Here is a 23969-nt window from a genome sequence, read left to right as displayed (position 1 = left end):
CGCGGCGCCGGCGTCATCGGTTCAGGCTCGGGGAGGCTCCGGTAGCGGCGGCGCCCGCACGCTGGCGAGCGCCGCGGCGCCGGGCCAGGTCGGGGATGTGCGGGTCGCGCCCGGGACCGGGACGGCGACAGACGCGGGAAGGAGCGAGGCCGCGGTGGCGAGGCACAGCGCCATCAGCGGGCAGCCCTTGCCGCAATCGGGCTTGGCGGCCTTCTCGTGCGGGCAGCAGGGCATGTCGTCCATGGCCATGCCACCCGCGTCATGACCCATGTCCATGTCGGGCATGGCGCGGTGGTCGACGTGGGCCGATGGCACTGCGAAGGCGTGCATACCCGCGGTCGCCGCGGGGACGGCGACAGGCGTCAGGGCGAAGCCGAGGACCGCGAGAAGCGGCAACAGTCGCCGGAGGGCGAGCCAGAAGGTCACCGGACGATGATGCCAAAATCCGGGCCTCGATGAAAGCCCCCCATCGACCGGGCGGGCAAGATCCGGCGCTTCGCAGGCGCGCGTGAAGTCCGCACGGGGTGGAAGCCGCGCGAAAACGAGGCCACGTCCCGCACACGGGAAACGATTTTCCGCCACCGCCCTTTCCGGCCCGCCAAGAGACCGTTCAGATGCCGGCGCAGCATGAATTCCGGCACCGTCCAAAGCGCGCGTCGGGGCCGCCGGCGGCCGGCAAGTCCGCGCGGAGCGACGATGAACCCAGTTCCGGTCTGTCGTGATCCCGGACGTCCGCCCGCGCGATTCCTTCGGGACACGACCTTCCATCCGCGGCGGGCGCGGTGCAGGCTGGAGGGGATGGGCCCGGGAGAGATGCATGGACGAGGTCGACGAGCGCCGGCTCGCCGCCATCATGGTCGCCGATGTCGTCGGCTATAGCCGCCTCATGGGCGCCGACGAGGCGGGCACGCTGCGCCGGCTCAGGGGCCTGCGCCGGGAACTGCTCGATCCGCGCATCGAGGCGTTCCGGGGCCGCGTCGTGAAGTCGACCGGCGACGGCCTGATCGCCGAGTTCCCCAGCCCGGTCCGGGCAGTGTCCTGCGCCGTCGCGATCCAGCGGGCGATGCTGACGCGCGAGGCCGGCGTGTCCGACGACCACGCGTTCAGGCTGCGCATCGGCATCAACGTCGGCGACGTGGTCGCCGAGCCGGACGGCGACCTCTACGGCGACGGCGTCAACGTGGCGGCTCGGCTCGAACCCTTGGCGGAGCCGGGCGGGATCTGCATCTCGCACACGGTTCACGATCAGGTACGGGACAAGCTCGGCTACCCATTCGAGGATCGGGGCAAGCAGGCGTTGAAGAACATCGCCCGGCCGGTCGGCGTGTTCGCGCTGCCCGCCGCGGCCATACTGTCGATGCCGGCCGAGGAGGACGGCGAGGCCGAACCTGCGGTCCGGGTCCGGCCCGCGGCGCGCCGGTCGTCGAGACGTCCCGCGCTCGCCGGCGGGCTGCTCATCCTCGCCGCCCTCGGCGGCCTCGGGCTTTGGTCCTGGATGACGCCACGCGAGACCGGACAGCTCCCGCCGACGGCCCTTGCCGACGGTCGTGTCCGCGCGGACTGGATGCCGGCCGCGGAGATCCGCCAGAAGCTTTTGGACACGGGCTACACGTCGGTCACGGAGCTCAAACCCGATGACGGGCTGTGGGACGGCAAGGGGATCAAAAACGGCATGGAGGTGAGGTTCCATGTCGATCCGCGGACGGGGGCGATGCTGTCCGAGAGGGCGGATGACTGAGACGCGGCAGTCTGTTGGGGGCGCCACTCCGGTCCCAGGGGTGGCCCTCACCGACCCGTGGCCGGCTAGGGCGGTGCGCCGTAGCGGAACGTCGAGGTGCCCCCGGACCGCTCGGTGAATGCGCCCTCCCCATGGTCGGCCCGCGCCGTCGTCACGGTGCCATGCAGGATGCCCGCTCCGGTGCAGTCGACGCTCACCGGCACGGGCGCATGCTTGAGATCCAACGTGAAGCTGCCGCTGCACGCGACGTACCCCGTCGCGTCGCGCGTGAAGAAGCTGACACGCAGGAGGCGGACCGACGCGTGGCCGGTCAGGACGCTGCCGTCGACGCGTTGGATCCGGAAAGGCAGGGAGTCGAAGCCGACCGTGCTGCCGCCCTCGTCCGAGCCAAGCTGGATGCCCGGTAGCGTTCCTCCCCCACATCCCGATAGGAACGGCAGCAGGATGCTTGCGCAGCCGAGGAGCGCGCGCCGCCCCATCGAAACCTCGTTCGCCATACCGCCCTCCACGTACGCCCGGCGCCTGGACCCGCGCATCGCCCGCTCCGCCTGACGGTCCCGGGTTGCGGCGTCGCCCATCGCCGGTGCCTTCCGCATCTCTCGGCGGTCACCGTACGTCCTCAAGCGGCTGGAGGGTCAAGAGACCGCGGCGCCTTCCGGCCGGAGCCATAACGCGTAGCGGATGCCGTGATGCGTTACGCGTTCCCGGCGGAGTCGCGTACCTCACACGCCGCGACCGGGGCCGACGCCGTCCGGGCCATCCCCTTCCCCGCAGGGAACAAACCCGGTCCAGGGCGCATGAATCCCGAACTTGGCCGGCAACCTGACGGGGGCTTCCATGCGCGCCCGCGCCCGTACCCGCAACGAGAAGCCCGTCACGCCCGCGAAGCCGGCCCCCGGGACGCCTCGCGGCCCGAAACCCGCCGCGGCCCCGCGGGCCAGGGCGGAGAAGCCCGAGGTCCGGATCTTCGTCTCGTACTCGCACCGCGACGCCGAGGCCCGCAGGAGGCTCGGCATCCACCTCGCGCCCCTGGAGCGGGACAGCGTGAGGACCTGGTTCGACGGCGACCTGGACGCGGGCGACAAGCTCGATACCGGCATCGCCCGGGCGCTGCGCGACGCCCACGTCTTCGTCGGCCTGCTCAGCCCCGACTACCTGGCCAGCAACTATTGCTGGAAGATCGAGTACCGCCGCGCCATGAGCCGCCGCGCCCGCGGCACCATGCGCGTGGTCGCCGTGGTCGTGCGCCCCTGCGACTGGAAGTCGACCCCGGCCGCCGGCTTCAAGCTCCTGCCCGAGGACGGGCGCGACGTGACCCGGTGGCGCAGCGCGGACGGGGCCTACCTCGACGTCGCCCAGGGCATCCGGCGCGTCGTCGCGGCGGTTCGCAGGGACATGGCCGCAGCCCCGGCCCGCCCCGTGCGGACGAAACGCGCCGCCCCGAAGACCAGACTGGCTGCCCCGACCAAGGCTGCATCCGCCGTCAAGACGGAAGCTCCACGGGCCGTCACCCGAAGTCCGCGCGGGGCGGCGCTAAAAAAACCCGTGCGCAAGCCGGGCAAGGCCTGACGGGCGCAAGGCCGGTCCGACCCGGCGCGCCCGAGGACGGTTCCCGGCCGATCAGGCCCAGCTCAGCCGAACGGTCGTCCCGTCCACCTCAACCTCCAGGCCGGTGAGGTCCCGAAGCGCCTGCGCCAGCCCTTCGAGGGCTGCGTGGCCCGAGCCGTGCAGCGCCAGTTCCAACGCGCCTTCCCGGCATCCGGCAACCCCGACGGCCTCGTCGACGAGCCGACCGAGATGCGTCCGGGCGAAGTCGGCCCCCGCCTCCCGGCCGTACAGCCTCGCGTCGCGGACCAAGTCGTCGATGCGCGAGCTCCGCCGCCTCTGCATGAGGCGGTTTCCCAGCGCCTCCGCGTGCGCGCCCCTGACCTTGGCCTCGATTTCCGCAGGGGTCACGTCATCGCCTCCGGGCGAGCGGGCAACGGCGCGGCGCGTCACCCGTTCCGCACCGCCCCGGACATCGCGCTCTCGCCGTCCCAGGGCTCCTCCCCGAGCACGGCGGCGAACCGCTCGCCCGAGAGTTCCGCGAACGGCCTGCCCTCGTCGATCCGCCCGCGCAGCTTGAACCGGAGACGCCCGGGCGTGATCCGCTGGAACCGCTCCGAAGCCGCGATCCATTCGGGGTCCATCCGCCTCAGGATCTCGTCCGCCGTCAGCGGCCCCGCCTTCGAGAGCAGGACATGGACCTCGCGCACGAACCGGCGCCAGAACCGGCGCTTGCCCATCTCCCGGACCTCGTCCGCGAGCGCCGGCGCCGCCGGCTCGCCGGGCACCGGTTCGGGCTGCGGCTCCGCCAGACCGAACCGGCCGTCGATCTCGGCCAGCCCCTCGCCAGCCTCCGCCATCCGGAGCAGGTGGTATCGCAGCCATCCCGGCGTCAGCGGCAGGCCCACGCTTTCCCCCTGCCGCCGCAGCTCGGCTGGCAGCGACCGGTAGATCGCGTGGGCCGGCATGGGCCCGCGCTCACGCATCGCCGCCTCGACCGCGTCGCGCACCTGCGCCCAGAACGCGTCCGCTTCCCGGGCGAGCTTTTTCCCCATGAGCGCGTCGACGAAGCCGCGGGCGGCGGCCGCCTGCTGCGCGGCGGGCGCGGCGATCGCCGGAGGGGCGTCTCCGTCCTGGCCGGTCGCGACGTCGGCGGCGCGCAGAAGGGCCAACTCGGACCGCAGCGCCGCGACCTGGTCCTCAAGGTGGTCGACCTGCGCGGCGGCCTCCGCGAGGATTTCCTCGTGCGCCTGCCGGCGGCGCTCGACCTCGGCGAAGTCCGAAAGCCGCTCCCGCGTGGCCTCCACCCGCGCCTGCTCAAGCAGGTCCCGCGCAAGCGCGGCGAGCCGCTGCTCGAAGGCTTCCGGCAAGTCCGCCTGCTCGATGACCGGATGATAGTTCTCGTCGGCCTTCCACTTGGCGAGCGGCCGGGCGATGTCGCCGAAGGAGCCGCCGCCGAGCTCCCTCCTGACAGAGCGGACGGAGACCCGCTCCTTCAGGCTCCCGGGCGGGGCCGACCGCGCGCGTATCCGTGACGCCGCCACCCTCACGTCGTTCTCAGTGACCATGCCCGCCATCCCGACCGCTGCCGGCATGATGGACGCGAGCGATGAAGGAATGGTCGTCGCGCCCGACGTTCCGTGGCCACGGGTGGACGCCGCCGGCCACGATGGCCCGTGCCACCCTGCCGCCGGAAGCCGCAGAGTTCCGCAACCCCCACGCGCGCTCGCCGTTTCGGACCCGTTGCAGGTAACGCGTAGCGCGACGCGTTACCTGTATCCACCGCCTCAAAGCACGCGGCTTCCGACCGAACTCGGCGCGCACGGCGCCGGAGCACCTGCACGGGGGCTTCCGGAAGCAACCAGGCCTTAACCTTGGGGCCAGCAAACCTCTAGTGACTAGAGATTTTGCTGGTCTAATTGACCGGGGCTGCGGTAGTATTCGTCCGTGCCAAGAAGCACGGACTCACTCACGGAGACTTCCCGTGATCGCAGCGTTCTTTGCCGACGATACGTCGGCCAGCCAAGCGGCCCTCCTCGCAAGCAGCGCCCTCGACCGCCGCGTCGACGACGATGACGCCCCGCCGAGCCTCGTGGCCGGCGGCGGCCGGATCGTCGAGGCGCTCCCGAGCTCCCTCGACGCCGCACGGGCCGATGGTCGCCACCTCATGGTCGCGCTGCCGCTGGCGCACCTCGGCGACCGCGCCGTCAGGAGCCGGGTCGACGTCGCGGTGGTCTCGTTCGGGCCGAGGCCGTTGGCGGCGTCCGCGGCGCTGCGCGCGATGGCGGCGGACGCGCTGCCCGACCTTCCCCCGCCCTGGCTGCTCGCCTGTTGCGGCAGCGCCCGTCCGGCCGGCCTGCGCGCGCTGCCGGTGACGCTGAAGGCCCTCCGGCGGGACAAGGCCGCCCGGCTGCTCGCCGGCGAGCCCTGCGCCGACCTGAGGTCCCATTCCGCCGGCCTCGCCGCCGCCTTGTACCTCGTCGCGGCGGACCCGCACGCGCCGCGCCTCGATCCGGGCTGCCTCAACGCGCTGTTCGACGCGGTGGGAACCGCCGCCGACCTGACGCTCCGGACGGCCCTGCTGGAACTGGCCGACGACCTCGACGGCGAAGCGAGCGAGGTCGCCGGGCCATCCGCGCGCAGGATGACGGTCCCGCGGCCGATCGCCCGGCGCAGGCCGCGGGCGTCCGGCCTGCGCAGGTTCGGAACCGCCAAGCCCCACATCGCGCCCCGCCAGACGGCGGGCTGCGCGTGCGCCACCCTTGCCTGATGGAGCCCGCCATGACCGTCCGCACCAAGCATGCCCGGAACGAAACGCCCGCCGCCCGTCCGAGGCCGGGTCCCGGACCGGGCCGCCGCGCGCGCAAACGCTCCGCCGCCCGGAAGGCCCTCGACCGGACGATGGGGCGCCTGGGTGCGCCCGCCAGCCCGGCGAGCGCGACCGGCGCGATCCAGGCCGGCTGGGACGAGCCCCCGCTCCCGCTGCTGCTCGACGGCGACTTCGACCACGACGGCGACGACGGGGCCCTGGCCCTCGCCCTGCGCCTGCACCAGGCCGTCCGCGACGAAGAGGATGGCTGGGCGCTATCGTGAGCGACCCGAACGCCACCTCGACCTTGGTGCGCTGTCGCCGCGACAAGACGATATCCACAGGTTACTGTGGATATTAACCATTTCTGCGCAAGACTACTTGCAACTGCTCTAAATATGTTGCATTGGTCATAGGTTTTGCGCTAATATTCGCTTCCTCAACAATGCATGTCTGACGCGACCGACCGGCGACCGCTTCGCCGTGCGGTCGCGTCCGTGCCTTTCACGGAGGCTCTCGTGATCAGCGCCACCTTCGGATGCTCCGGGCGCACGGACGCCACGCATGCCGCCCTCATCCTCGCCGATGCCCACGCCGCGCTCGGCGAGGCGGTGACCCTCGTTCGCATCACCTTGCCCGGCGAAGCGCACCTCCCCGAGCGCCGTTACCGCCTCGACGAGGTCACGGTGGCGGAGCACGATGCCGCGACGGCCCGCGACGCCGATCCCCTGGTCGCCGGTGGGATCGCCGCCGCGGCCGGCCGTCACGTGATCCTCGACCTGCCCGGGCGGTGCCTCGCGGATCCCGCGCTGCGCGCCCGCGTCGACGCGCCCGTGATCGTCGTCGGCCCGACCCCGCTCGACGAGTACATCGCGGCCCGGGCCCTGGCCGACGACGGCGCCGCCCCGGCATGGCTGCTCGGCTGCGGCCGAGGCGGCGGCGGCGCGGCGGCCTCGGCCTTCGCCGCCGCGATGGGCCGCCTGGCGATCGAGGCCGCGGCCGGGCGACCGCGCGTGCTGCCCGCCATCCTGCCGGCGCTGAGCCGCGCGGAGGCGACCCGCGTCATCGAGGGCGACCGGTCCGCGAGGACCCTGGCGGCCGGCCTAACGCTGCTGGCCGCCTTGCGCATCGTCGCCCGGTCCCCCCATGCGGACGCGGTCGATCCGGAGGCGTACGCGGCCGCGCTCGGCTTGGAATTCGCGGCGGCACGACAGCCCGACCAGCGTGAGGCCGGCGACCGGCTGCACGATCTCGCCGACGAGCTCCAGGGCATCCGGGACGGGATCAAGCCCACGGCCGCCGATCTCGCCGACGTGCCGCGCCTGGAGGAGTGGCGGACCGCGACCCGCGAGGTCCGGATCCTCACCGGTCGCGTCTACGGGCACCCCGACATCCCGGATGGCAGGAGGATCACGACGTCCGACCTTTATGCCTCCGACATGGCGACGTGGGCGAGGACGACGTCGCGCTACTACAGGCTGAGCGCGCCCGCATCGGGCCGCGGCGTGCCGACCTAAGGCCGGACCCGACCGCCCCGAGCCCCGACCCCTCTCATCCCTTCCCGTCCGCCCGGCCGCGCGCCGGATCGCGGAGCCATGTCCAGTCCGGAGGCGAGCGGATGCAGGGGAGCGGAGGCGGAAACGCGAGGCGGGCCGGGGCCGCCGGATCCCGTCCGAAGGCCTGTCCGGCGCTGGGCGTCTGGCGGCGATGCGACCCGGGCGACATCGCGCCCGCGACCGTCGCGGAGGTCGAGCGGTCGGTCGCCGGGGCCGCGCTGCTCCTGCATCACCCGCGCTGGCCGGAGGCCCTGCGCGGGGACCCGGCCGCGACGGTGGCCGCGGCGGTCGACGTCCTTCGCCGCCACCCGCCCGGCACGGCCGCGGCCGACCTCGCCATGAGCGGCCTGCTCGTCCACGCCGCGCGCGGCGACGCCGCCGCGGCCCTCGTGCTCGCCCACGGCCTGGCCGCTCTCGCGCGCCGGCATCCCCGGCCGGGCGCGCTGCTCGACCGGGCCGCGCGCTGGGCGCCCCGCTGGCCCGGCCGGCCCCGCGGGCGCCCGATGCCGCCCGAACGCGGATGAGCCCGGCTCGCCCGCGCCCCGCCGAACAGGAGGTGCAAGGATTGCGTATCTGGACCTTTTCGGACCTTCACCGTCGCGCCCATGCGAGACCCTGGACGCCGGCGGCCATCCCGGACGCGGACGTCGCCGTCGTGGCCGGCGACGTCGGGGAAGGCCTCGCCGACACGGTCGCATGGCTCGCCGCCGCCATCCGCCCCGCCATGCCGGTCGTGCTGGTGCCGGGAAACCATGAATACTACGGCGGCGCCATCGATGCGGAGCTCGCCCACGGGCGGCGGGCCGCGGCGCGCCAGGGCATCGACCTCCTGGAGAACGACACCGTCACGCTCGGCGGCTGCACGTTCTCGGGCTGCTCCCTCTGGACGGACTACGCCCTCGACGGCCTCCCCGCGCGCGCCGCCGCCATGGACGCCGCGCGGATGGGGCTGATGGACCATCGCCTGATCGCCTGGTCCCACCAGCCGCGTTTCAGGCCGTTCCGGCCCGAGGAGGCCCTGGCCCTGCACCACGCGTCGCGCCGCTTCCTTGAGCGCGCGCTGCTGGAGCGCGACCCGCACCCCCGGCGGCGCGGCCCGCACGTGGTGGTCACGCATCACGCGCCCAGCGCCGGCTCGGTCGCGCCGGCCTATGCCGGCCACCGCCTCAACCCGGCCTTCGCCTCGGACCTCGACGCGCTCATCCGCGCGGGTCGGCCCGACCTCTGGGTGCACGGGCATGTCCACACGCCGTTCGACTACCGCCTCGGCGCGACCCGGGTGGTCTGCAACCCGCACGGCTACCCGGGGGAGAATCCCGGTTTCGACCCCGGGATGGTGATCGAGCTCTGAACCGGGCCCAGCCCCGGGCGCCGAAGACGAACGCCGAAGACGAACGCCGACCTGCACGACGGGGAGCCCATGATCGCCGATCTCACCTACTTCCGCGACGACGCCGAGGACGGCGAGGCCGTCCTCGGCCGCCGGGGGCGGCGCGCCCCGTCCATCGACACCCTGGCCCTCTTCGCCCTGGAGGAGGCCATCCCGGCGGCCGACCGTCGCCGCATCGCCCGCGCCACGTCCTTCGCCCTCGTGATCGAGGTCCCCTCGGCGGAGTGGGTCGAGCCGGTCCGCTCGGCCTGCACGACGCTGGGGAACTGGGGGGCGACCAACTTCGCCCGCACCGGCGCCTCGCGGACCGAGGATCGCGCCGACCGCGGCAACGACATTGTGGCGCGGCGCCTGGCCGAGGGCGGGCGGGTGCTCGGGGTCTCGCAGGCCTGCGACCGGTACCTGCCGTCGGCGCTCGTCGGCGCCGCGGACGGGCGCTACCGGATCGCCGTGCCGTCGAACGGGGTCGTCGCGCGCGTGATCCGCGCCGCGACCGGGCAGCGCCCGCCCGCCATGCCGCCGTCCATCGCCGCCGGCCTCGGGATCTGGGACCTCTGCGCCGCGATCCGCGCCGGATCGGCGCGCGCCTGCGTCGAGCGCCTCGCCGCCGCGGCCGAGGCGCGGTCCACGGTCGACGGCCAGGTCGCCGACGCGGTGCCGTTCCCGTCCCTGAGGGGCTATGGCCCGTCCCACGCCTGGGGCATGCGCCTGCTCGAAGAACTCGAAGCCTGGCGCGAAGGCCGCATCGGGTCCTTCGCGGCCATCGACCGTAACGTGGTCCTGGCATCAAATCCCGGATTAGGTAAATCGACTTACGTGCGGTCGTTGGCGAAGTCCGCGCGACTTCCGCTCCTGGTCAGTTCCGTTTCGTCGTGGTTTTCTCAGTCGAACGGATACTTGGATGGCGTAGTAAAGCACATAGATCTGACGTTCGAAGAGGCTTATTCTCGGGCCCCTTCTCTTCTATTCTTAGATGAAATCGATAGTATTCCAAGTAGATCTTCAATGGACGGAAGAAATTCTGCGTGGTGGACCCCCGTGGTCACGCACATGCTTTTGAAAATCGATGAATGCTGCGCGCGCGAGGGTGCGGGCGTCTGCATCATCGGCGCGACGAACCACCCGGAGAACCTGGACGCCGCCCTGGTGCGCCCGGGGCGGTTGGGACCGGTCATCCGCATCTCGCCCCCCGCGGCGCCCGAGCTCGCCGCCATCGTCCGGCAGCATCTCGGCGCCGACCTGCCCGACCTGGACCTGTCCGTCGTCGCCGAGCTGGGCCTCGGCGCCACCGGGGCGCAGGTCGTCGGCTGGGTCAAGGAGGCGCGTGCCAGGGCCCGCGCGGCGAAGCGCCCGTTGGAGGCGGACGACCTGTTGGACGCGGTCGCGCCGCCCGACACCCGGACGGCCGGGGAAAAAATGCGGAGCGCCCTGCACGAGGCGGCCCACGCGGTCGGCGCCGAGGTCCTGGGGATCGCGCATGTCGAGCAGGTGGACCTGATCCTGCGCGAGACCGCCGCGGGCGGCACCAGCATGCGCACGCGCCTCGGCCCCTTGCCCACGCGCGACGACCTGGAGCGGATGGTGACCGGCCTCCTGTGCGGCCGCGCGGCCGAGACCGTGTTCCTCGGCGAGGCGAGCGCCGGTTCCGGCGGCGACGCGACCTCGGATCTCGCGCGCGCCACCGCCTTCGTCGCGGGCATCCACGGCTCGTTCGGGCTCGGGGGCGGCATCGCCTATCGCGGCCCGATGGAGTCGGTCGCCCGCAGCCTCGCCGGCGAACCGGCGCTGCGCGCGGCCGTCGAGGCCGATCTCGCCCGGCTCCTGGGGGACGCGGAGCGCCTCGTCGCCGAATACCAGGACGTGGTGCAGGCCGTCGCCGAGGCGCTGCTCGAACGCCGCGTGCTCGGCGGCGACGCGCTGCGCCGGCTCATCGCCGAGGCGCGGCCCGGTCGTGCCAGGCAGCCGGGGGACGGCCGATGACCCGTCACGCCGATCCCCGGGCCCTCGGACGGGACGCCGTCCCGGCGCCGGAGCCCCGGGGCGCCGCGCCGCCGCGCCCGCCCCGGTACCGCCTCTGGGTGATGTCGGACCTCGTCGTCGACCGCCATCCCTTAACCCTGCCCGATCCCCTCCCGGATTTCGACGCGCTCGTGGTGGCCGGCGACGTCTCCGACGACCTCCGGGCGTCGGTCGCGTGGCTGGCGCAAAGCCTCGACGGCCGGCAGGGCTCCCGGCCCGTCGTGATGGTGCCGGGCAATCGCGAGTTCTGGGGCGGCCGGGACGGCGACGGCGACATCGCGGGGATCCTCGCGCGCGGCCGCGAGCTGGCGAGCCGGGCCGGGATCGCGCTCCTGTCGGACGACGGCCTGCGCGTCGACGACGGTCGCGGGACGGGCCTGTACCTCCTCGGGGCCACCCTCTGGACCGATTGGGCCCTGCACGGATCCCGGAGGGCGACCCTCGCCCGCGGCCACGCCCGGCATCACCTCGGCGACTGCCGCCGCATCCGGCGCGCCGGCGCGCTCCCCTACCTGCCCCACGACGCGGGCGGCGCGCACGCGCGGTCGCGGGCGTTCATCGAGGACGCGCTCGGGTCCGTCGTCGCGCAGGCAACCGGGTTCCGGCCGTCGCCGGTCGCGCTGGTCCAGGACGCGCGCCCCGGCGACCGCGCGGTGGTCGTGACCCACCACGCCCCGTCCGCGCGCACCCTGCCGCCCGAGGTCCTGCCCGAACTCGCCGACGAATGGGTCGGGGCCTCGCTCGCCTCAGACCTGGAGGGGCTCATGTCCGGCTGGGGCGCGCCGACGCTCTGGATCCACGGCAGCGTGCCCGGTCCGGTGGACGTGACGGTGGGGCCGACGCGGATCGTCGCCAACCCGAGGATCTCCGGCTGGGAATGCGGCCGGGCTCCCTTCGACCCGACATTCATCGTGGAGGTGTGAGATGACACTCGACCCTCGCCGGGGCGTGCCCTCGCCCGGCCTGCCGCCGCGCGCGATCGCCGGGGCCGCCCCCGCTCGGCGCATGCCACAGGCCGCTGGCCGGCCGGCCGCGCCGGCGCGGCCCTCGCGAATCCTCTGCCTGGACGTCGAGACCGTGCCGGATGCGGAGCTGGTTCCCGAGGACTTCCCCAAAGACCGCTTTCCCAAACCCGCCTGGCACAGGGTGGTGGCCATCTCCTTCGCCGAGGCGCGCATCGAGGTCGGCGCCGACGGCTCCGAGCGCTACATCCTAGAGTGTTGCCGCAGCGGAGGCGAGGCGGATTGGAGCGAGGAGAGGTTGCTCCGCGGCTTCTGGCGCCACTTCGCGGAGGGTGATTTCAGGTTGGTTTCCTGGAATGGCCGCGCCTTCGACTTGCCGGTCCTTCTGCTGCGCGCATTCCTCTACGGCATCCCGACCGGCGCCTACTTCCTGCGCGGCGACCGCTGGGCCGGCTACGCCAACCGCTACGCCCCGGACTACCACAGCGACGTCATGGAGTTGCTGTCGTCCTACGGTGCCGCGACGCGGATGGGCCTCGACGAGATGGCGGTGGCCATGGGCTTGCCGGGAAAGGCCGGGGAGCACGGCTCGAACGTCGAGGCGATGATTTCGGAGGGTCGGATCGAGCGCGTCAGGGATTATTGCGAGACCGACGTGTTGAATACCTTGGCGCTCTACTGCAGATGGTCTTTGCTGTGCGGAAGGTCCGACGTCGACGGGCACGACGCGAGCCTGTCCGGAATGGTCGAATACCTCTCCGCCGAGAGGGAGGCGCGCCCCCATCTCGGGGCGTTCCTCGACCGCTGGCACGGTTCCGCGCGGCCCGCTCCAATGATGCTCAAGGGGAGCTCGTCCATCCGGACCGCCGGGGATGCGCGGGAGGCCGTGATCGAGGTGCGGCCGTAGGGGCGCCATCCAGGCCCCGCCCGCTCCACCCGCTTCGGCACGGCGGCCCGGTCGCCGGGATGGACAACGCGCGCGGTGGTTTCGCGCCGGACCCCACGGCCAGGGCCATGGTCCGGGGGAACAGCCGCCGGTCGCCATGGGAACGCCATGGCTTTGCGCTTGACTCCTTGGCCCTGGCCTCTATGAAAGCAGGGTGGATGCTCAAGGAGGCGTCATGGGGACCTTCCCCGACCCTGTCGCGGAGAGGATTGAGGCCTGCGACCGCACCGACGCGGCGCTGGAGACCGTTCTGTCAGAGATCCTGAAGTTGCGGGCCGTCCTCGCGGCGCTCCGCGTGGATCTGGTCGCCCAGCGCTCCGGCGAGGTCACTGGCCCGGTCCCCGAACGACCGCAGGGTCGGCCCTCCCGCAAGGCCGGCTCGGTCGCGGCAAAGCAGGCTCCGCGCCTGCGGAGCCGGGTCGCCCAGATCATCGTCGATGCGCTGGTGGCGGCGGGCGATGCAGGCCTTTCCGGGATGGAGCTCAACAAGATCGTCGCCGAGCAAGGCTTTTCGAAAGACAGTAGCGAAAAAGCGAAGGTTTCCATCAAGCGCTTGAAGCTCGCCCGGCATGACCGGATCGCGACACACTGGTACGCCGCCGGAAAAGGGCCGAAGCGCATCCCCGGGGAAGGATAAGAACATGAGCGGCGCGTCGAGGATCTTCCGATGGAAGGGAAAGGAGAACCCCTGATATGCCTGCGAGCGGCGCCGATTATTGGCGCATGACCCACCATGAGAAAAGGCCCGCGCTGCAAGCAACGCGAGCCTTTTAGGCCTCACCAGCCAAAACAAGCCCTCGCCTCGACGAAAGGTGAGAGGGCCTCATCAAGACCACCAAGAACGGAGTCCGCGCCGCTTACCAGGCGGTGCGGACATCAAGGGAGCCGGGTCACCCCATCCCCATCCATTCTCGTCCAAACAAGGTTCGCCTCGAAGTTTCCCTCGAAAACTTTCCACGTTCGGCCACCAGACGACACTGGTCACGACCAGTGCGCCGGAATCTGTTCGTTAGCACCCGGCGGCCGTAGGCGCAAGCGGGGCAGCGGACTTTTTCCCATCCGTCTCGGCGGGTCGTGGATCCTTCCACAGCCGCGAGAGCCATCATGAGAATGCCCCACCCCTATCGGGTCCGCGCGCACTTGGCGCGCCCCGACCCTGTCCAGCTGCAGTTCGATTTCGGGGACCCCGGCCCCGGGGCGGCCCAGCCGCCCCGCCCCGTCATCGACGATCCCCATCCTGCGGAGTCGGACCCGACCGAGTGCCCTGAGCGCGATCCGACGATGGCCGCCGAGGACCGCCAGCTGTCGCTGTTCTGAAGGCCCTCCGCGGATCCATCCCCCGTCGAGCCGAGCCGGCGGGACGAGAGGCCAGGGCCGTTCGCGACCACGCCCCCGGTACGAGGGATGGGGTCCCGGCGCGGTTCCGGGCGATCTCTCCATGAGGACGCCCCGACCGATCCGGGGCGATCGCGGTGAAGGACAGTTCGTCAGTCGTCGGGTCTGGCGCACTGCCTTCGACCAACCGCGTCGTGTGATCTCCGAACGCGAACCTAGCCCGACAGTGCCAGCGCCACAAGCCGACCGGAACCCTGTTCCGGCGGGACGGGAGAACTTTGTCATGGACCGTTCAACGACTTCTTGGACCTCTCACGGGGACGGCGCACCCGACGGCTCGGGCCACCGCCCGGATGAGCCCGGTGCGCCCACGCCCGGCCGCGGGACCGACCCTGCGCCGAACCCGCCGCGGCGGAGGATCCGCACGCCGCGCCCGAAGCGGGCCGCGACGAGGCCGTGCGTCGACTGCTCCGGCGCGGACGCGGTCGCCGACGCGTTCGAGACGCTCCTCGGCTTCGAGCCGCTCGACGTCCTGGTCGTCGGCGAGGACGGCGCCGCCCGCCGTGCCTGGATCGGCGTGAGCATCGATTGCGCCACCGGCGCCGTCGTCGACGCCCATCTCGAATTCCACCGCTGAGGGAGACCGCGGCCATGCAGATCCAGACCGCCGTCACGACCCCCGTCGTCCCGCCCCTCCTCGGCGAGCCGGGCCTCCTCAAGCGCATCGACCTCCCCGCCGTCCCGTCCGGGCCGGGGACCAAGGCCGGGCCCGGCACCTCGTTCGCGGTGCCCGCGGACCTCGGACTGGGCTCCTCGCCCCGGTCGCTCCCGCCGGTCCGGCCGCCCCGCGGCTGGGTCCCCGACGTGCTGCGTCACGAGAAGCTCCCCGGCGGCATGACGGTCACCACGGCGGCCTTGGAGACCGCCGGGCTGACGATGCTCCTGTGCGATCCGGACACGCGGCTCGTCGTGCCGTTCGGGCATGTGCTCGGCTACCGCGAGGTCGCCGCCGACGGCGCCGTCCTGGAGGGACGCCACCGCCCGGAGGCGGTGGTGCGCCGCCGGGACGGCGCCGTCGTCGCCTACACCTTCATCCACAGCTGGGAGCGGGACGCGGCAGCTCCGGACTGGCCGAGGACGAAGGCCGCCATCCGCGCGGGCTATCGCCGCCTCGGCGTCGGCTTCCGCGTGCTGACCGAGCACCCGCTGTTCGCCCGGACGCTCCGGGAGAACCGCGCCCGCATGCTGCGCGAGCGGGCCGGGTGCCAGGATCCCGACGTGGCGCGCGTGCGGGAATCGCTGGCCGGGCATGGGCTGCCGACCACCGTGGCACGCTTCCACCGCCGGGCGCGGCCCTTCCCCGCGCGCCGCCTCGACCGGACCCTCGGCTGCGTCATCGAGCTCGCGCTCGCCGGTGACGTCGCACTCGACCTCAGGAACCCCCTGGGACCCGAGACGCGGATCGGCAGGGGGGACCGCGCATGAGCGCCGCGACCGCCCCGTCCGGGGAACCCCTGCGCCTGAAGTCCTCCGCGCAGCCGGCGAATTTGGGCCTGTTCCCAGGCGCCCCCGTCGTCCGGGAGGTGAAGAAGCGCAACTACCTGTGCGCGGTCGATGGCGACGGCGGCGACCACAAGGCGCTCGGCGACGCCCCGTTCCGCTCGCTTCTGGAACGTGATCTTCGGACCCTCCTCGGGGCCAACCCCGACATCGCGCACTACGCGGTCGAGCCGCACGAACTCACCTTTTTCATCCCGGACGGTCGAGGCGGCCAGGAGAAGCACGTCTACGTCCCGGACGTGGTGTGCTGCTATCGAGCCGGCCCGGTGGTCGTGATCGACGCCAAGGCCCTGTTCATCGCCACGCGGCCGGGCTGGACACGGCGGCAGCCGCACATCGAGGAGGCCTACCGCATCGACCACGGCGTCGCTTTCCTGACCCTGGACGAGGCCGAGATCCGGGCCGAGCCCCGGCTCTCGAACGCCCAGATCATGGAGCGGCACCGCTACATCGTCCCGGACGCCGTCGCCCTGCTGCGCGTCCGCGACGCCTTCGTGGCGCTCGGCCTGCCGACCACGATCGCGGCCGTGGTCAGGGCCGCCCGGCTGAACGACCGGCCGGGCGAGTGCCGCGCCTACACCGCCGTGATGAACCTGGCGCTGGCGGGCGAGGTCGCGCTCGACCTCGCCCGGCCGCTCTCCTTCCAGGCCGAGATCCGCGAGGTGGTGCCGTGAACGCGCCGTTTTCCGTCCCCTCCGTCCAAACCGCCCATGGGCAGGCGGCGACGCTGCGCTTCGACCTGCGCACCAAGGACATCCTCAACCTCAACGGGCGGACCCACGAGTTCGAGCGCCGCCTCGACGGGCGGCTGCAGTTCCTGCGCGTCGAGGACAAGGACGTGCTGTTCCTCACCGACGAGCAACTCGCCTTCCTGTCGGCGAGGGGCGAGGCGCGGCTCGTCGCCGGCAATTTCAAGTACGGCAAGCCGAGAGGCCCGCTGCCGAACCGCCTCAAGCTCACGAAGGAGCAGGTCGCCGAGGCGGCCCGGAAGCTCGATTACGTGAACGCCTGCATCCGGGGCTTCGTCGAGGGCGAGGCGCGGCCCCGCGCGCCCTGGGAGTTCCGACGCTCGAAGCCGGCGCTCGACCCCGTTATCGTGCGGGTGGCGCTGAGCAAGGGCGAGAAGGCGCCGCACTTCACCACGGTGCTCAACTGGTTCGACCTCTGGATGACGCTCGGCGACATCCACGGCAAGGCGTGCCTCGTCGACCGGCACCAGCACAAGGGCAACCGGCGCCGGCCGTTCGGGCATGTGGGCGAGGTCGCGCTGGAGCGCGGCGTCTGGCGCTGGCTCAGCCCGAACATGACCACGGAGGTGGCCTACGCCAAGGTCGTCACCTCGGTCGGGGCCTACAAGCGCACCCTCTCGCGCCATCTCTCGCCGGAGGAACTCGACCAGATCCGGGTCCCGTCGATCCGCACGTTCCAGCGCCGTTGCAAGGACGTCGACAAGTACGTCCGGGATTACTACCGCAAGGGTCCCGAGTACGCCGCGAAGATGCACCGCACCTATGAGGTGCAGCCGCTTCCGGACCGGCCGTACCAGGACGTCGAGGTCGACCACTGCGTACTCGACATCCTGCTCGTCGACGACGACAGCGACGTCGTCCTCGGCCGGCCAGACCTGATTATTTTCCGCTGTCGCAAGACGGGGATGATCGTCGGGGCGTCGCTCGGCTACGAGGCCCCGAGCTTCGCGAGCTTCGTCGCCGGCCTGCGGCACGCGATGTACCCGAAGGACATGTCGCCGTTCCCGGCCGTGCGGATGCCGTGGCCGTGCTTCGGCCGGATCGAAAACCTCTGGGTCGACAATGCTTTGCATTTTATCGGCAAGGACATCGAGGCCGCCGCGCGCGAGCTGAAGATGAACAAGCCGCGGTTCAAGCCGAAGTGCCCCTGGCTCAAGGGCGCCCTCGAACGATTCTTCGGCTACCTCAACACGGGTCTGATCCACCTGCTCCCGGGCACGACGCTGTCCAACACGGTCAAGAGGCGCGAGCCCGACCCGGAGACCCTGGACTGCGCCAAGATCCGGAAATCGGAGTTCGAGGCGCTGCTGATGTTCTTCATCTGCGACGTCCACAACGTCCACAGGTCGAAGGGCCTGGGCCTGCTGCGCGGCATCGGCGACATCCCGCTCCGGGTCTGGAACGAGGAGGCGGCCCGCCATCCCAGCGGCCCGCTCCCGCCAGTCGACCTGTTCGTCGCCCTGTGCGGCGAGTGGGAGGACCGCACGATCCAGAACGACGGGATCGTCTGGGACCACGTCAAGTACGAATGCCCGGAGCTGATCACGCTCATCACCAACCCGGGGCACCGGAACGCGCGGGAGGACGGCGCGGGCACGCGCTACCGGTGCGTCCGCGACCCGAGCGACATCGGCCGGATCTACGTGATCGACCCGTACGACCGGGACGGGCGCATCATCACGGTGCCGGCGACCCGGGCCCATCGCGCCTACGCCGAGGGGCGCCACCGGCACGTCCACGACCTCGCCGTCGAGAATGCCAGGCGCATGGTCAAGGGCGCGTTCGATTTCGATGCGATGGCCCGGGCGCTCGACCTCCTCGGGGACGCGGCCGCCGCAGCGCGGGCGAAACCGGAGCGCAAGGCCATCCATCGCGGCCTCGCCCGTTTCCTCGACGGCGAGCGCAAGCGGCGCTTCCGCAGCGAGGTGCGCACGGGCACGCCGGCGCTTCCCGCCACCACCGCGGGGCACCTCGATCCCCTGGCCATCGCGCGCCGTCCGAAGGCCGCGACGGCGCCGGAGCCAGGGCCCGATCCCGCTGGGTCGCCCCCGGCCCCGAGGCTCCTCGCCGCCGGCGGGCACCGCGATGCGTCGGTCCCGGCGCCGCCACAGGGCGCCATGGCGTCGGCGGACGGTGCCCCCGGCCCGATGCCGCCTGCCCCGGTCCGGGACGAGCCCGAGGAGGCCTCGTCGGCCATCGTGCCGGCACCGGCGCCGGAGGCCCCCATTCCCGCGTCCGGGGCCCCCGGGCCCGACGACGATCTCGACGAGGAACTCGCGGCCCTCAGGGCCGACAGGAAGTGGAGTACGGGCGATGAGTGAGACCCTCCGGGACGACGAGCGGCTTCGCCGCGCCGAGCGCGCGGCGAAGCCGGCTGCCGAGCGGCAGCTCATCATGAAGAACCTCTTCGTGGGGCACGACCGCTTCGAGACCGCGACCGAGGCGGTCGCGCGGTTCCATCTGCCCGTGAAGGACGGCCTGCCGGACACCGGGTCGCTGTTCGTCCTCGCCGGCGATCCGCGGACGGGCAAGAGCTATGCCCTGAAGCGATATGCCCGCGGATTCCCGGCCGACCTGACCGGCTCCGAGGGAATCGTGCGGCGGGTGGCGTACGTCGACCTGCCTGTCGGCTGCAACAAGGCCGGCTTCGTGACCGCCCTCGCGGGAGTGCTGAACGCCGGCGACGTCACCCGAATGAAGGTCGACGCATTGTTCGGCAACGTGCTGAACGCCTTGGTCAAGCAGAAGGTCGAGCTGGTCCTCCTCGACGAGGTCCAGGAAGCCTTCACCACCGCACGACCAGGCGCGCTGAAGGACTGCCTGGGACTCGTCCGCAAGATCCTCAACCTCGGGACGCTCAACGTCGCCGCCGCAGGGCTCGTCGAGACCTACGGGATCATGGCGGCGGACAAGCAGCTGGAGGGGCGGGGCGGCCTGCCGCACCACATCATGCTGCCCTACTCCTGGGACAGCAAGGAGGAGCGCGCCCTCTTCCGCCTGCTCTGCGCCGAGATCGACGGCCGGCTGCCCTTCGCGGCGAAGTCGGGCCTCGGCTCGCAGTGGTTCGCATCGCGGCTCTACTGGGTGACCGACGGCATCATCGGCCGGCTGAAGGACTTCATCTTCGCGGCCGGGTGCCGGGCGCTCAACGACGGCGCCGAGCGGGTCGAGGTCGGACATTTCGCCGATGCCTGGGACCTCGTCAGGCCGGTCGGGATGACCTTCAACCCGTTCCGCGACGACATCGACCAAGCCCCGGCCCGCGCGACACCGCCCGCTAAGCCGACGCTGCAGCCGAAGGATCCGGCGCAGGGCGCCTTCGTCAAGTGAGGCGGCCGGCATGAGGACCTTCACGGACCTGCACGGGCGCTTCGAGCCTCCGCTCCCCGATTGGGGGCCGCCCCATCCGGGCGAGCCCGCCCACGGCTACGTCGTACGCCTCGGAGCCATGAGCGGGATCGGCAGCGTCGCCGTCCTGCTGAACTCGCACGGGCTGAACGGGCGGGACATCCAGCCCGCCGAGTGCCTGGAGTTCGCGCTGTCCTTCCCGCTCTCGGGAAAAGAGCAGCTGATCCATGCCACCCCCGTGGTCTCCCCGACCTCGGTCGTGATCATGGGCCAGGAAGTCCGGCGGCGGCACTGGCAGATCGGCCTGCGCCGCTTCTGTCCGGCCTGCCTCGCCGAGAGCCCGCATCACCGGGCCTGGTGGGACCTGCCGGCGTTCGCGCGCTGCCCGGACCACGATATCGACATCGTCGACCGCGACGCCTCGGGCCACCCCGTCCCATGGTGGTCGGCGTCGTTCACGCACGCCCCGACCGGCTCGCCGCTGCCGCGGCACGGCGTGCCGCGCCGCACGGTCCCGCGGCCGTCCCTGGAGGGCTACATCCTCGCCCGGCTGGGCGCCGCCGGGCCCCCGGCGGTCCCGCTGCTCGATGGCCTCCCCACCTTGGGCGACGTGCTCGACGCGGTGGAGCTCGTCGGCCGGGTCGCCCTCGGCGGAACCCTGCGGACGCGCCCGGTCGTTGGCGTGACCAAGGGTTTCGGCCTGCCCGCCGTGAACCGGGCCGGGTACGACGTGCTGCGCAAGGGGGAGGACGGGCTCGTCACGCTGCTCCACGCGGTCGCGGCCGCGCGCGCGGCCTTCAAGGACGGGCGCGGCAAGCGCGCGAGCTTCGGCTGGCTCGGCTCGGCCCTGAACGCGGAGAAAGGCTCGCACATCGGGATCCTCGCCGGTTGCATGCGGCGGGTGGCGATCGAGCGGGGCGACTTCTCGCCGTCGACCTGCGAGGCTTGGTACGCCGGCGAGGCGGGCTGGCTGCCGGTCCCGACCCTGGCGGCCGAGCTCGGCCTGACGGAGGAGCGCCTGCGGCGCCTGTCCGAGGCGCTCGGCATCCACGAGCGGCAGTTCGGCATCGCGCGTGCGCGGTACCGCTCCTTCAGCCCGGAGCAGGCGGAGTCGGTCAGGCGGACGTTGGCCTCATGCCTCGACCGGGACGGGGCCGCCGACGCGCTGGGGCTCCCGCGCGACACGTTCGACGCCCTCGTCTGCGCCGGCGTCATCACCCACTTCGTCAGGATCGGCACGGGTCGCGACCGCGACCGGTTCCGGCCCGAGGACGTGGCCACGCTCGCCGCGCGCCTGCTGCACAAGGTCGAGCCCGCGACCGACGTGCCGGACGGCCACCTGAGGCTGGCCGACCTCAGGCGGACCTGCAAGACCAACCCGGCGCGGTCGGTCGAGGCGATCCTGAAAGGGTATGCGGTCCCGCGGGGAAGGCTCGGACCGACCGTCGGCGACCTCCTGGTCCTCGACCCGCGCCGGGACCGCGGGGGCGGCATGCGGGCCGCGCGCGCGGCCTTGCGGACGCTCCCCGGCCTCAGCCGCTACCAGGCCGCCACCGTGCTCGGATGCAGGGTCGAGACGGTCGACGGCCTGATCGACGGAGGTCACCTGCGGGTGTGCTCCGGGGGGCGCGGCTGGCGCCGGATCGACGAGATATCCCTCGATGGGTTCCGCAGGATCTGGGCCCCCGCGGACATCTATGCCGACATCGCCGGGGCGGTGCGGTCGGGTCACGAGGCCGGTGCCGCGCTGGAGAAGCTCGGCGTCGAGACGCTGCGGGTTGCCCAGAAGGACGGAACCGTCACGCACATGGTCGACCGTGCCGGCGCGCGCTCGATATTGGTGCTGGCCTGCGACCCCGACGACCCGGCGGGCGGCGGCGTGCTCGCGTTCCAGGCCGCGCTGCTCCGCGCGCTCGGGCGGCGGGGAACGTTCAAGCTCGTCGGGCGAAGCCGCGGCCTGACCCTGTCCAGCGCCTCCGGCGACCTCACGATCCGGATCGAGGTCCAACCCGAGCGGGAGGCGGTGGAAGTCGTCCTGACCCGCGGGGGCCGCCCGCCTCGGGAGGTGGCGATCCAGGCCGCGCTCGGCGGACGCCTGCGTTGGCGCGAGGTGGCCGGACGGCTGGAGGTTGCCGACATCGTCGAGGCATCCGAGCTCTCGGCGCCGCGCGCCTGGCCGGACCTGGTTGCCCGTACGGTCGCCAGCACCGAGCTGTTGCGCGCGACCTTCCCGCAGGTCCGGGGAGCCACCGCGCCCGGTGGCGTCAAGGCGGCGCGGCCGGCCTTCCCGGAGACGGATCGATCCGAGCGGCCCGCGACGTGAACCTGCCGTTCGGTCAACCGGCGGTGTCCCGGTCCAAGCCTTCAGGCGCCTGCCGCTCGCTCGGGCGCCCCCGGCCCGACCGCTCCCGAGGGTTCCGGTGAGGCTGCCACCGGACTTGCGTAGAACGGCTTGAACCGGACGTGGTCGGCCAGCGCCGCGGGACGGTAGGGCGCGACCCCGTCGCACTGGACCACGGACGCGAGCCGGTAGCGCTCGTCGACGCTCGGGTGCACCGTGGCGTCGGGCCTGATCTCCCGGTCCCTGACTTCCCAGGTCTTGCCCTCCGCCCAGCGTCGTACCCAACCCGGCACCCACGAGGCCGAGACGCGCGCCGCGATGGCGTCCCGCATGCCGGCCACCTCGCAGTGCTGCACGCCCGCGGCGGACGGGTGCAGGCGTAGCCGCGGGATCCGCATCACCTCGACCGGGTGGCGCGGATCGGCGACGGGCGGCATCCCGTCCACCTTGAGGCCGTCCGGGACGCCGACGGCCTGCTCCAGCATCCACCGGAGCGCGATGTCGGACAGGCGGGATTCGGTCTCCTCGTAGCCGCCGCCGATGTCGGAGTGGTTGCCGGCGAACCAGAACTGCCGGAACTGGTCGGGCGCGCCGGGCGCCCGCGGCGGTCGGACCTCGGTCGGGCCCCACTTCACGCGGTCGAAGTCCTTGCGCCTCTCGTCGATGGCGATTGCCGCGCGGGCGTAGCCGACCTGGGCGCTGAGGAGGCGGTCGAAGTTCTCGCCCTTCCACTCCGCCACGTGGCTCTTCGACCTTCCCGGCCCGGGCCAGTCCACGATGGTCTTGGTCTTCGCCGCGGCGACGCGCCGCCTCACCACCCCTGCGACCGCGACGGAAGCGGCCACGAGGATGCCCGCGGTGATCAGGTCCGCTTTCCAGAAGGGGCCGTCGAACAGGTAGGAGATGCCCCCGACCAGGGCGGAGGTGACGGCGATGGCGATGCCGAGCGGGATGACGGCCGCGGCCGCCAAGCTGGCCTTGATCAGGGTGCGTTTCGGGCCGGCGACGCCGAGCGCGGCTACCGTGTCGAAGGTCCCGATGAAGTAGGGCTCGACGTTGGACTTGCCGCCACCCTCGGGATGTTCAGAGCCGTACCGCGCCCGGAACCGGCGGGCGAGCTCGTGCCGCTCCGCGTCGAAGTCCGCGCGCGGGTGGCCGGCACCGTGCTCCAGCACCGTCTCGACCGCTTCGCGCGCGATGTCCCGCGTCATCTTGCGGAAGCGCAGCAGAGCGCCGCCGGCACCCGTGGCGGGCACCCCGCAGTACATCAGGAGGTTCGCCACGCAGCGGACCGTGTAGGCCCCCCGGCTGAAGCCGATCAGGTAGATGCGGTCGCCCGGCTCGTAGTGGTCGATGATGAAGCGATAGCAGTCCGCGATGTTCGTGGTGATCCCGCGCCCCGAGAGGGAGGCCGCCATCTTCTGCACGAACCGCACGGGCGCCGTCAGCGCCGTGGCGCCGATGTCGGTGCCCAGCCCCGGGTCGTAGAAGGCGACCTGCTCCGCCGGGTCGATGCCGCTCTCGGGCCCGACCTTGCAGACGCGGTACATCTTGTAGACGTTGCTGACTCGCTGCTCGGGGCGGACGCCGCCATCCTGCCCGGTGCCGTCGGAGAAGACCACGATATTCTTGGGCATCCGCCTGCCTCTGGAACGCCGGGGCCCGGGATGG

At 72.4% G+C, this 23969-nt stretch carries 23 protein-coding genes; 18 read left to right on the top strand and 5 right to left on the bottom strand.

The window, feature by feature from the left end:
• Positions 1 to 21: 21 nt before the first annotated feature.
• Positions 22 to 426 (bottom strand): hypothetical protein, encoded by a 405-nt coding sequence (locus MKK88_RS09120; RefSeq protein WP_230365422.1) that lies wholly within the window; start codon positions 424 to 426, stop codon positions 22 to 24.
• 391 nt (positions 427 to 817) lie between these two features.
• On the opposite strand from MKK88_RS09120, the gene MKK88_RS09115 reads away from it, so the two are divergent.
• Entirely contained in the window at positions 818 to 1738 is a 921-nt protein-coding gene (locus MKK88_RS09115) for an adenylate/guanylate cyclase domain-containing protein (RefSeq protein ID WP_370881368.1), read from the top strand.
• 65 nt (positions 1739 to 1803) lie between these two features.
• Here the strand turns inward: MKK88_RS09115 and MKK88_RS09105 are convergent, their stop codons facing one another.
• The gene (locus tag MKK88_RS09105) at positions 1804 to 2235 is read right to left on the bottom strand and encodes a hypothetical protein (protein WP_230365423.1); all 432 of its coding nucleotides are present in this window, start codon (positions 2233 to 2235) and stop codon (positions 1804 to 1806) included.
• Between the two features lie 340 nt (positions 2236 to 2575).
• Between MKK88_RS09105 and MKK88_RS09100 the strand changes: the two genes are divergently transcribed.
• Positions 2576 to 3307, top strand: coding sequence for a toll/interleukin-1 receptor domain-containing protein (locus MKK88_RS09100; RefSeq protein WP_230365424.1), 732 nt, complete (start codon positions 2576 to 2578; stop codon positions 3305 to 3307).
• 51 nt (positions 3308 to 3358) lie between these two features.
• On the opposite strand, the gene MKK88_RS09095 is transcribed toward MKK88_RS09100, so the two are convergent.
• Together MKK88_RS09095 and MKK88_RS09090 are read right to left on the bottom strand one after the other, a co-directional pair.
• Positions 3359 to 3694: a hypothetical protein gene (locus MKK88_RS09095; RefSeq protein WP_230365425.1), complete on the bottom strand. Its 336-nt coding sequence runs from the start codon at positions 3692 to 3694 to the stop codon at positions 3359 to 3361.
• Positions 3695 to 3732: 38 nt separating this feature from the next.
• Positions 3733 to 4851 carry a DNA-binding protein gene (locus tag MKK88_RS09090; RefSeq protein WP_230365426.1) on the bottom strand — a complete coding sequence of 373 codons (1119 nt, stop codon included), beginning with the start codon at positions 4849 to 4851 and terminating at the stop codon, positions 3733 to 3735.
• Between the two features lie 416 nt (positions 4852 to 5267).
• On the opposite strand from MKK88_RS09090, the gene MKK88_RS09085 reads away from it, so the two are divergent.
• The 16 genes from MKK88_RS09085 to MKK88_RS09010 all read left to right on the top strand — a co-directional run bounded on the left by MKK88_RS09085 (position 5268) and on the right by MKK88_RS09010 (position 22280).
• Positions 5268 to 6053, top strand: a complete 786-nt coding sequence (locus tag MKK88_RS09085) for a hypothetical protein (protein ID WP_230365427.1) — start codon at positions 5268 to 5270, stop codon at positions 6051 to 6053.
• A gap of 11 nt (positions 6054 to 6064) precedes the next feature.
• Positions 6065 to 6376: a hypothetical protein gene (locus MKK88_RS09080; RefSeq protein ID WP_230365428.1), complete on the top strand. Its 312-nt coding sequence runs from the start codon at positions 6065 to 6067 to the stop codon at positions 6374 to 6376.
• A 234-nt stretch (positions 6377 to 6610) separates the two neighbouring features.
• Positions 6611 to 7609, top strand: coding sequence for a DUF6634 family protein (locus MKK88_RS09075; protein ID WP_230365429.1), 999 nt, complete (start codon positions 6611 to 6613; stop codon positions 7607 to 7609).
• Positions 7610 to 7710: 101 nt separating this feature from the next.
• The gene (locus tag MKK88_RS09070; RefSeq protein WP_230365430.1) at positions 7711 to 8172 is read left to right on the top strand and encodes a hypothetical protein; all 462 of its coding nucleotides are present in this window, start codon (positions 7711 to 7713) and stop codon (positions 8170 to 8172) included.
• 32 nt (positions 8173 to 8204) lie between these two features.
• Positions 8205 to 8999, top strand: coding sequence for a metallophosphoesterase (locus MKK88_RS09065; RefSeq protein ID WP_230365431.1), 795 nt, complete (start codon positions 8205 to 8207; stop codon positions 8997 to 8999).
• 69 nt (positions 9000 to 9068) lie between these two features.
• A complete protein-coding gene (locus MKK88_RS09060) occupies positions 9069 to 11018 on the top strand; it encodes an AAA family ATPase (RefSeq protein ID WP_230365432.1) in 1950 nt (649 codons plus the stop codon).
• Positions 11015 to 11980, top strand: coding sequence for a metallophosphoesterase (locus tag MKK88_RS09055; RefSeq protein ID WP_230365433.1), 966 nt, complete (start codon positions 11015 to 11017; stop codon positions 11978 to 11980). The genes MKK88_RS09060 and MKK88_RS09055 overlap by 4 nt, the downstream gene beginning before the upstream one ends.
• Before the next feature lies 1 nt (position 11981).
• Positions 11982 to 12926 (top strand): 3'-5' exonuclease, encoded by a 945-nt coding sequence (locus MKK88_RS09050; protein ID WP_230365434.1) that lies wholly within the window; start codon positions 11982 to 11984, stop codon positions 12924 to 12926.
• A gap of 214 nt (positions 12927 to 13140) precedes the next feature.
• Positions 13141 to 13602, top strand: a complete 462-nt coding sequence (locus MKK88_RS09045) for a hypothetical protein (RefSeq protein ID WP_230365435.1) — start codon at positions 13141 to 13143, stop codon at positions 13600 to 13602.
• A gap of 467 nt (positions 13603 to 14069) precedes the next feature.
• A complete protein-coding gene (locus MKK88_RS09040) occupies positions 14070 to 14282 on the top strand; it encodes a hypothetical protein (RefSeq protein WP_230365436.1) in 213 nt (70 codons plus the stop codon).
• A 301-nt stretch (positions 14283 to 14583) separates the two neighbouring features.
• Positions 14584 to 14937, top strand: a complete 354-nt coding sequence (locus MKK88_RS09035; protein ID WP_230365437.1) for a hypothetical protein — start codon at positions 14584 to 14586, stop codon at positions 14935 to 14937.
• 14 nt (positions 14938 to 14951) lie between these two features.
• Entirely contained in the window at positions 14952 to 15785 is an 834-nt protein-coding gene (locus tag MKK88_RS09030) for a hypothetical protein (RefSeq protein ID WP_230365438.1), read from the top strand.
• On the top strand, positions 15782 to 16534 hold the full coding sequence (locus MKK88_RS09025; RefSeq protein WP_230365439.1) for a hypothetical protein: 753 nt from the start codon (positions 15782 to 15784) through the stop codon (positions 16532 to 16534). The genes MKK88_RS09030 and MKK88_RS09025 overlap by 4 nt, the downstream gene beginning before the upstream one ends.
• The gene (locus MKK88_RS34065) at positions 16531 to 18930 is read left to right on the top strand and encodes a Mu transposase C-terminal domain-containing protein (RefSeq protein ID WP_230365440.1); all 2400 of its coding nucleotides are present in this window, start codon (positions 16531 to 16533) and stop codon (positions 18928 to 18930) included. Before MKK88_RS09025 ends, MKK88_RS34065 begins: the two co-directional genes overlap by 4 nt.
• Positions 18923 to 19939: a TniB family NTP-binding protein gene (locus tag MKK88_RS09015; RefSeq protein WP_007557718.1), complete on the top strand. Its 1017-nt coding sequence runs from the start codon at positions 18923 to 18925 to the stop codon at positions 19937 to 19939. The genes MKK88_RS34065 and MKK88_RS09015 overlap by 8 nt, the downstream gene beginning before the upstream one ends.
• A gap of 10 nt (positions 19940 to 19949) precedes the next feature.
• Positions 19950 to 22280: a TniQ family protein gene (locus tag MKK88_RS09010; protein WP_230365441.1), complete on the top strand. Its 2331-nt coding sequence runs from the start codon at positions 19950 to 19952 to the stop codon at positions 22278 to 22280.
• Between the two features lie 41 nt (positions 22281 to 22321).
• Here MKK88_RS09010 and MKK88_RS09005 read toward each other — a convergent pair whose 3' ends face one another.
• Positions 22322 to 23935 carry a DUF2235 domain-containing protein gene (locus tag MKK88_RS09005; protein WP_007557723.1) on the bottom strand — a complete coding sequence of 538 codons (1614 nt, stop codon included), beginning with the start codon at positions 23933 to 23935 and terminating at the stop codon, positions 22322 to 22324.
• Between the last annotated feature and the right edge of the window lie 34 nt (positions 23936 to 23969).

Source organism: Methylobacterium sp. E-005, assembly GCF_022829725.1.
GTDB lineage: Bacteria > Pseudomonadota > Alphaproteobacteria > Rhizobiales > Beijerinckiaceae > Methylobacterium.
Note: the sequence above shows the minus strand (reverse complement) of the source record. Positions and strands in the feature narration are given on the sequence as shown.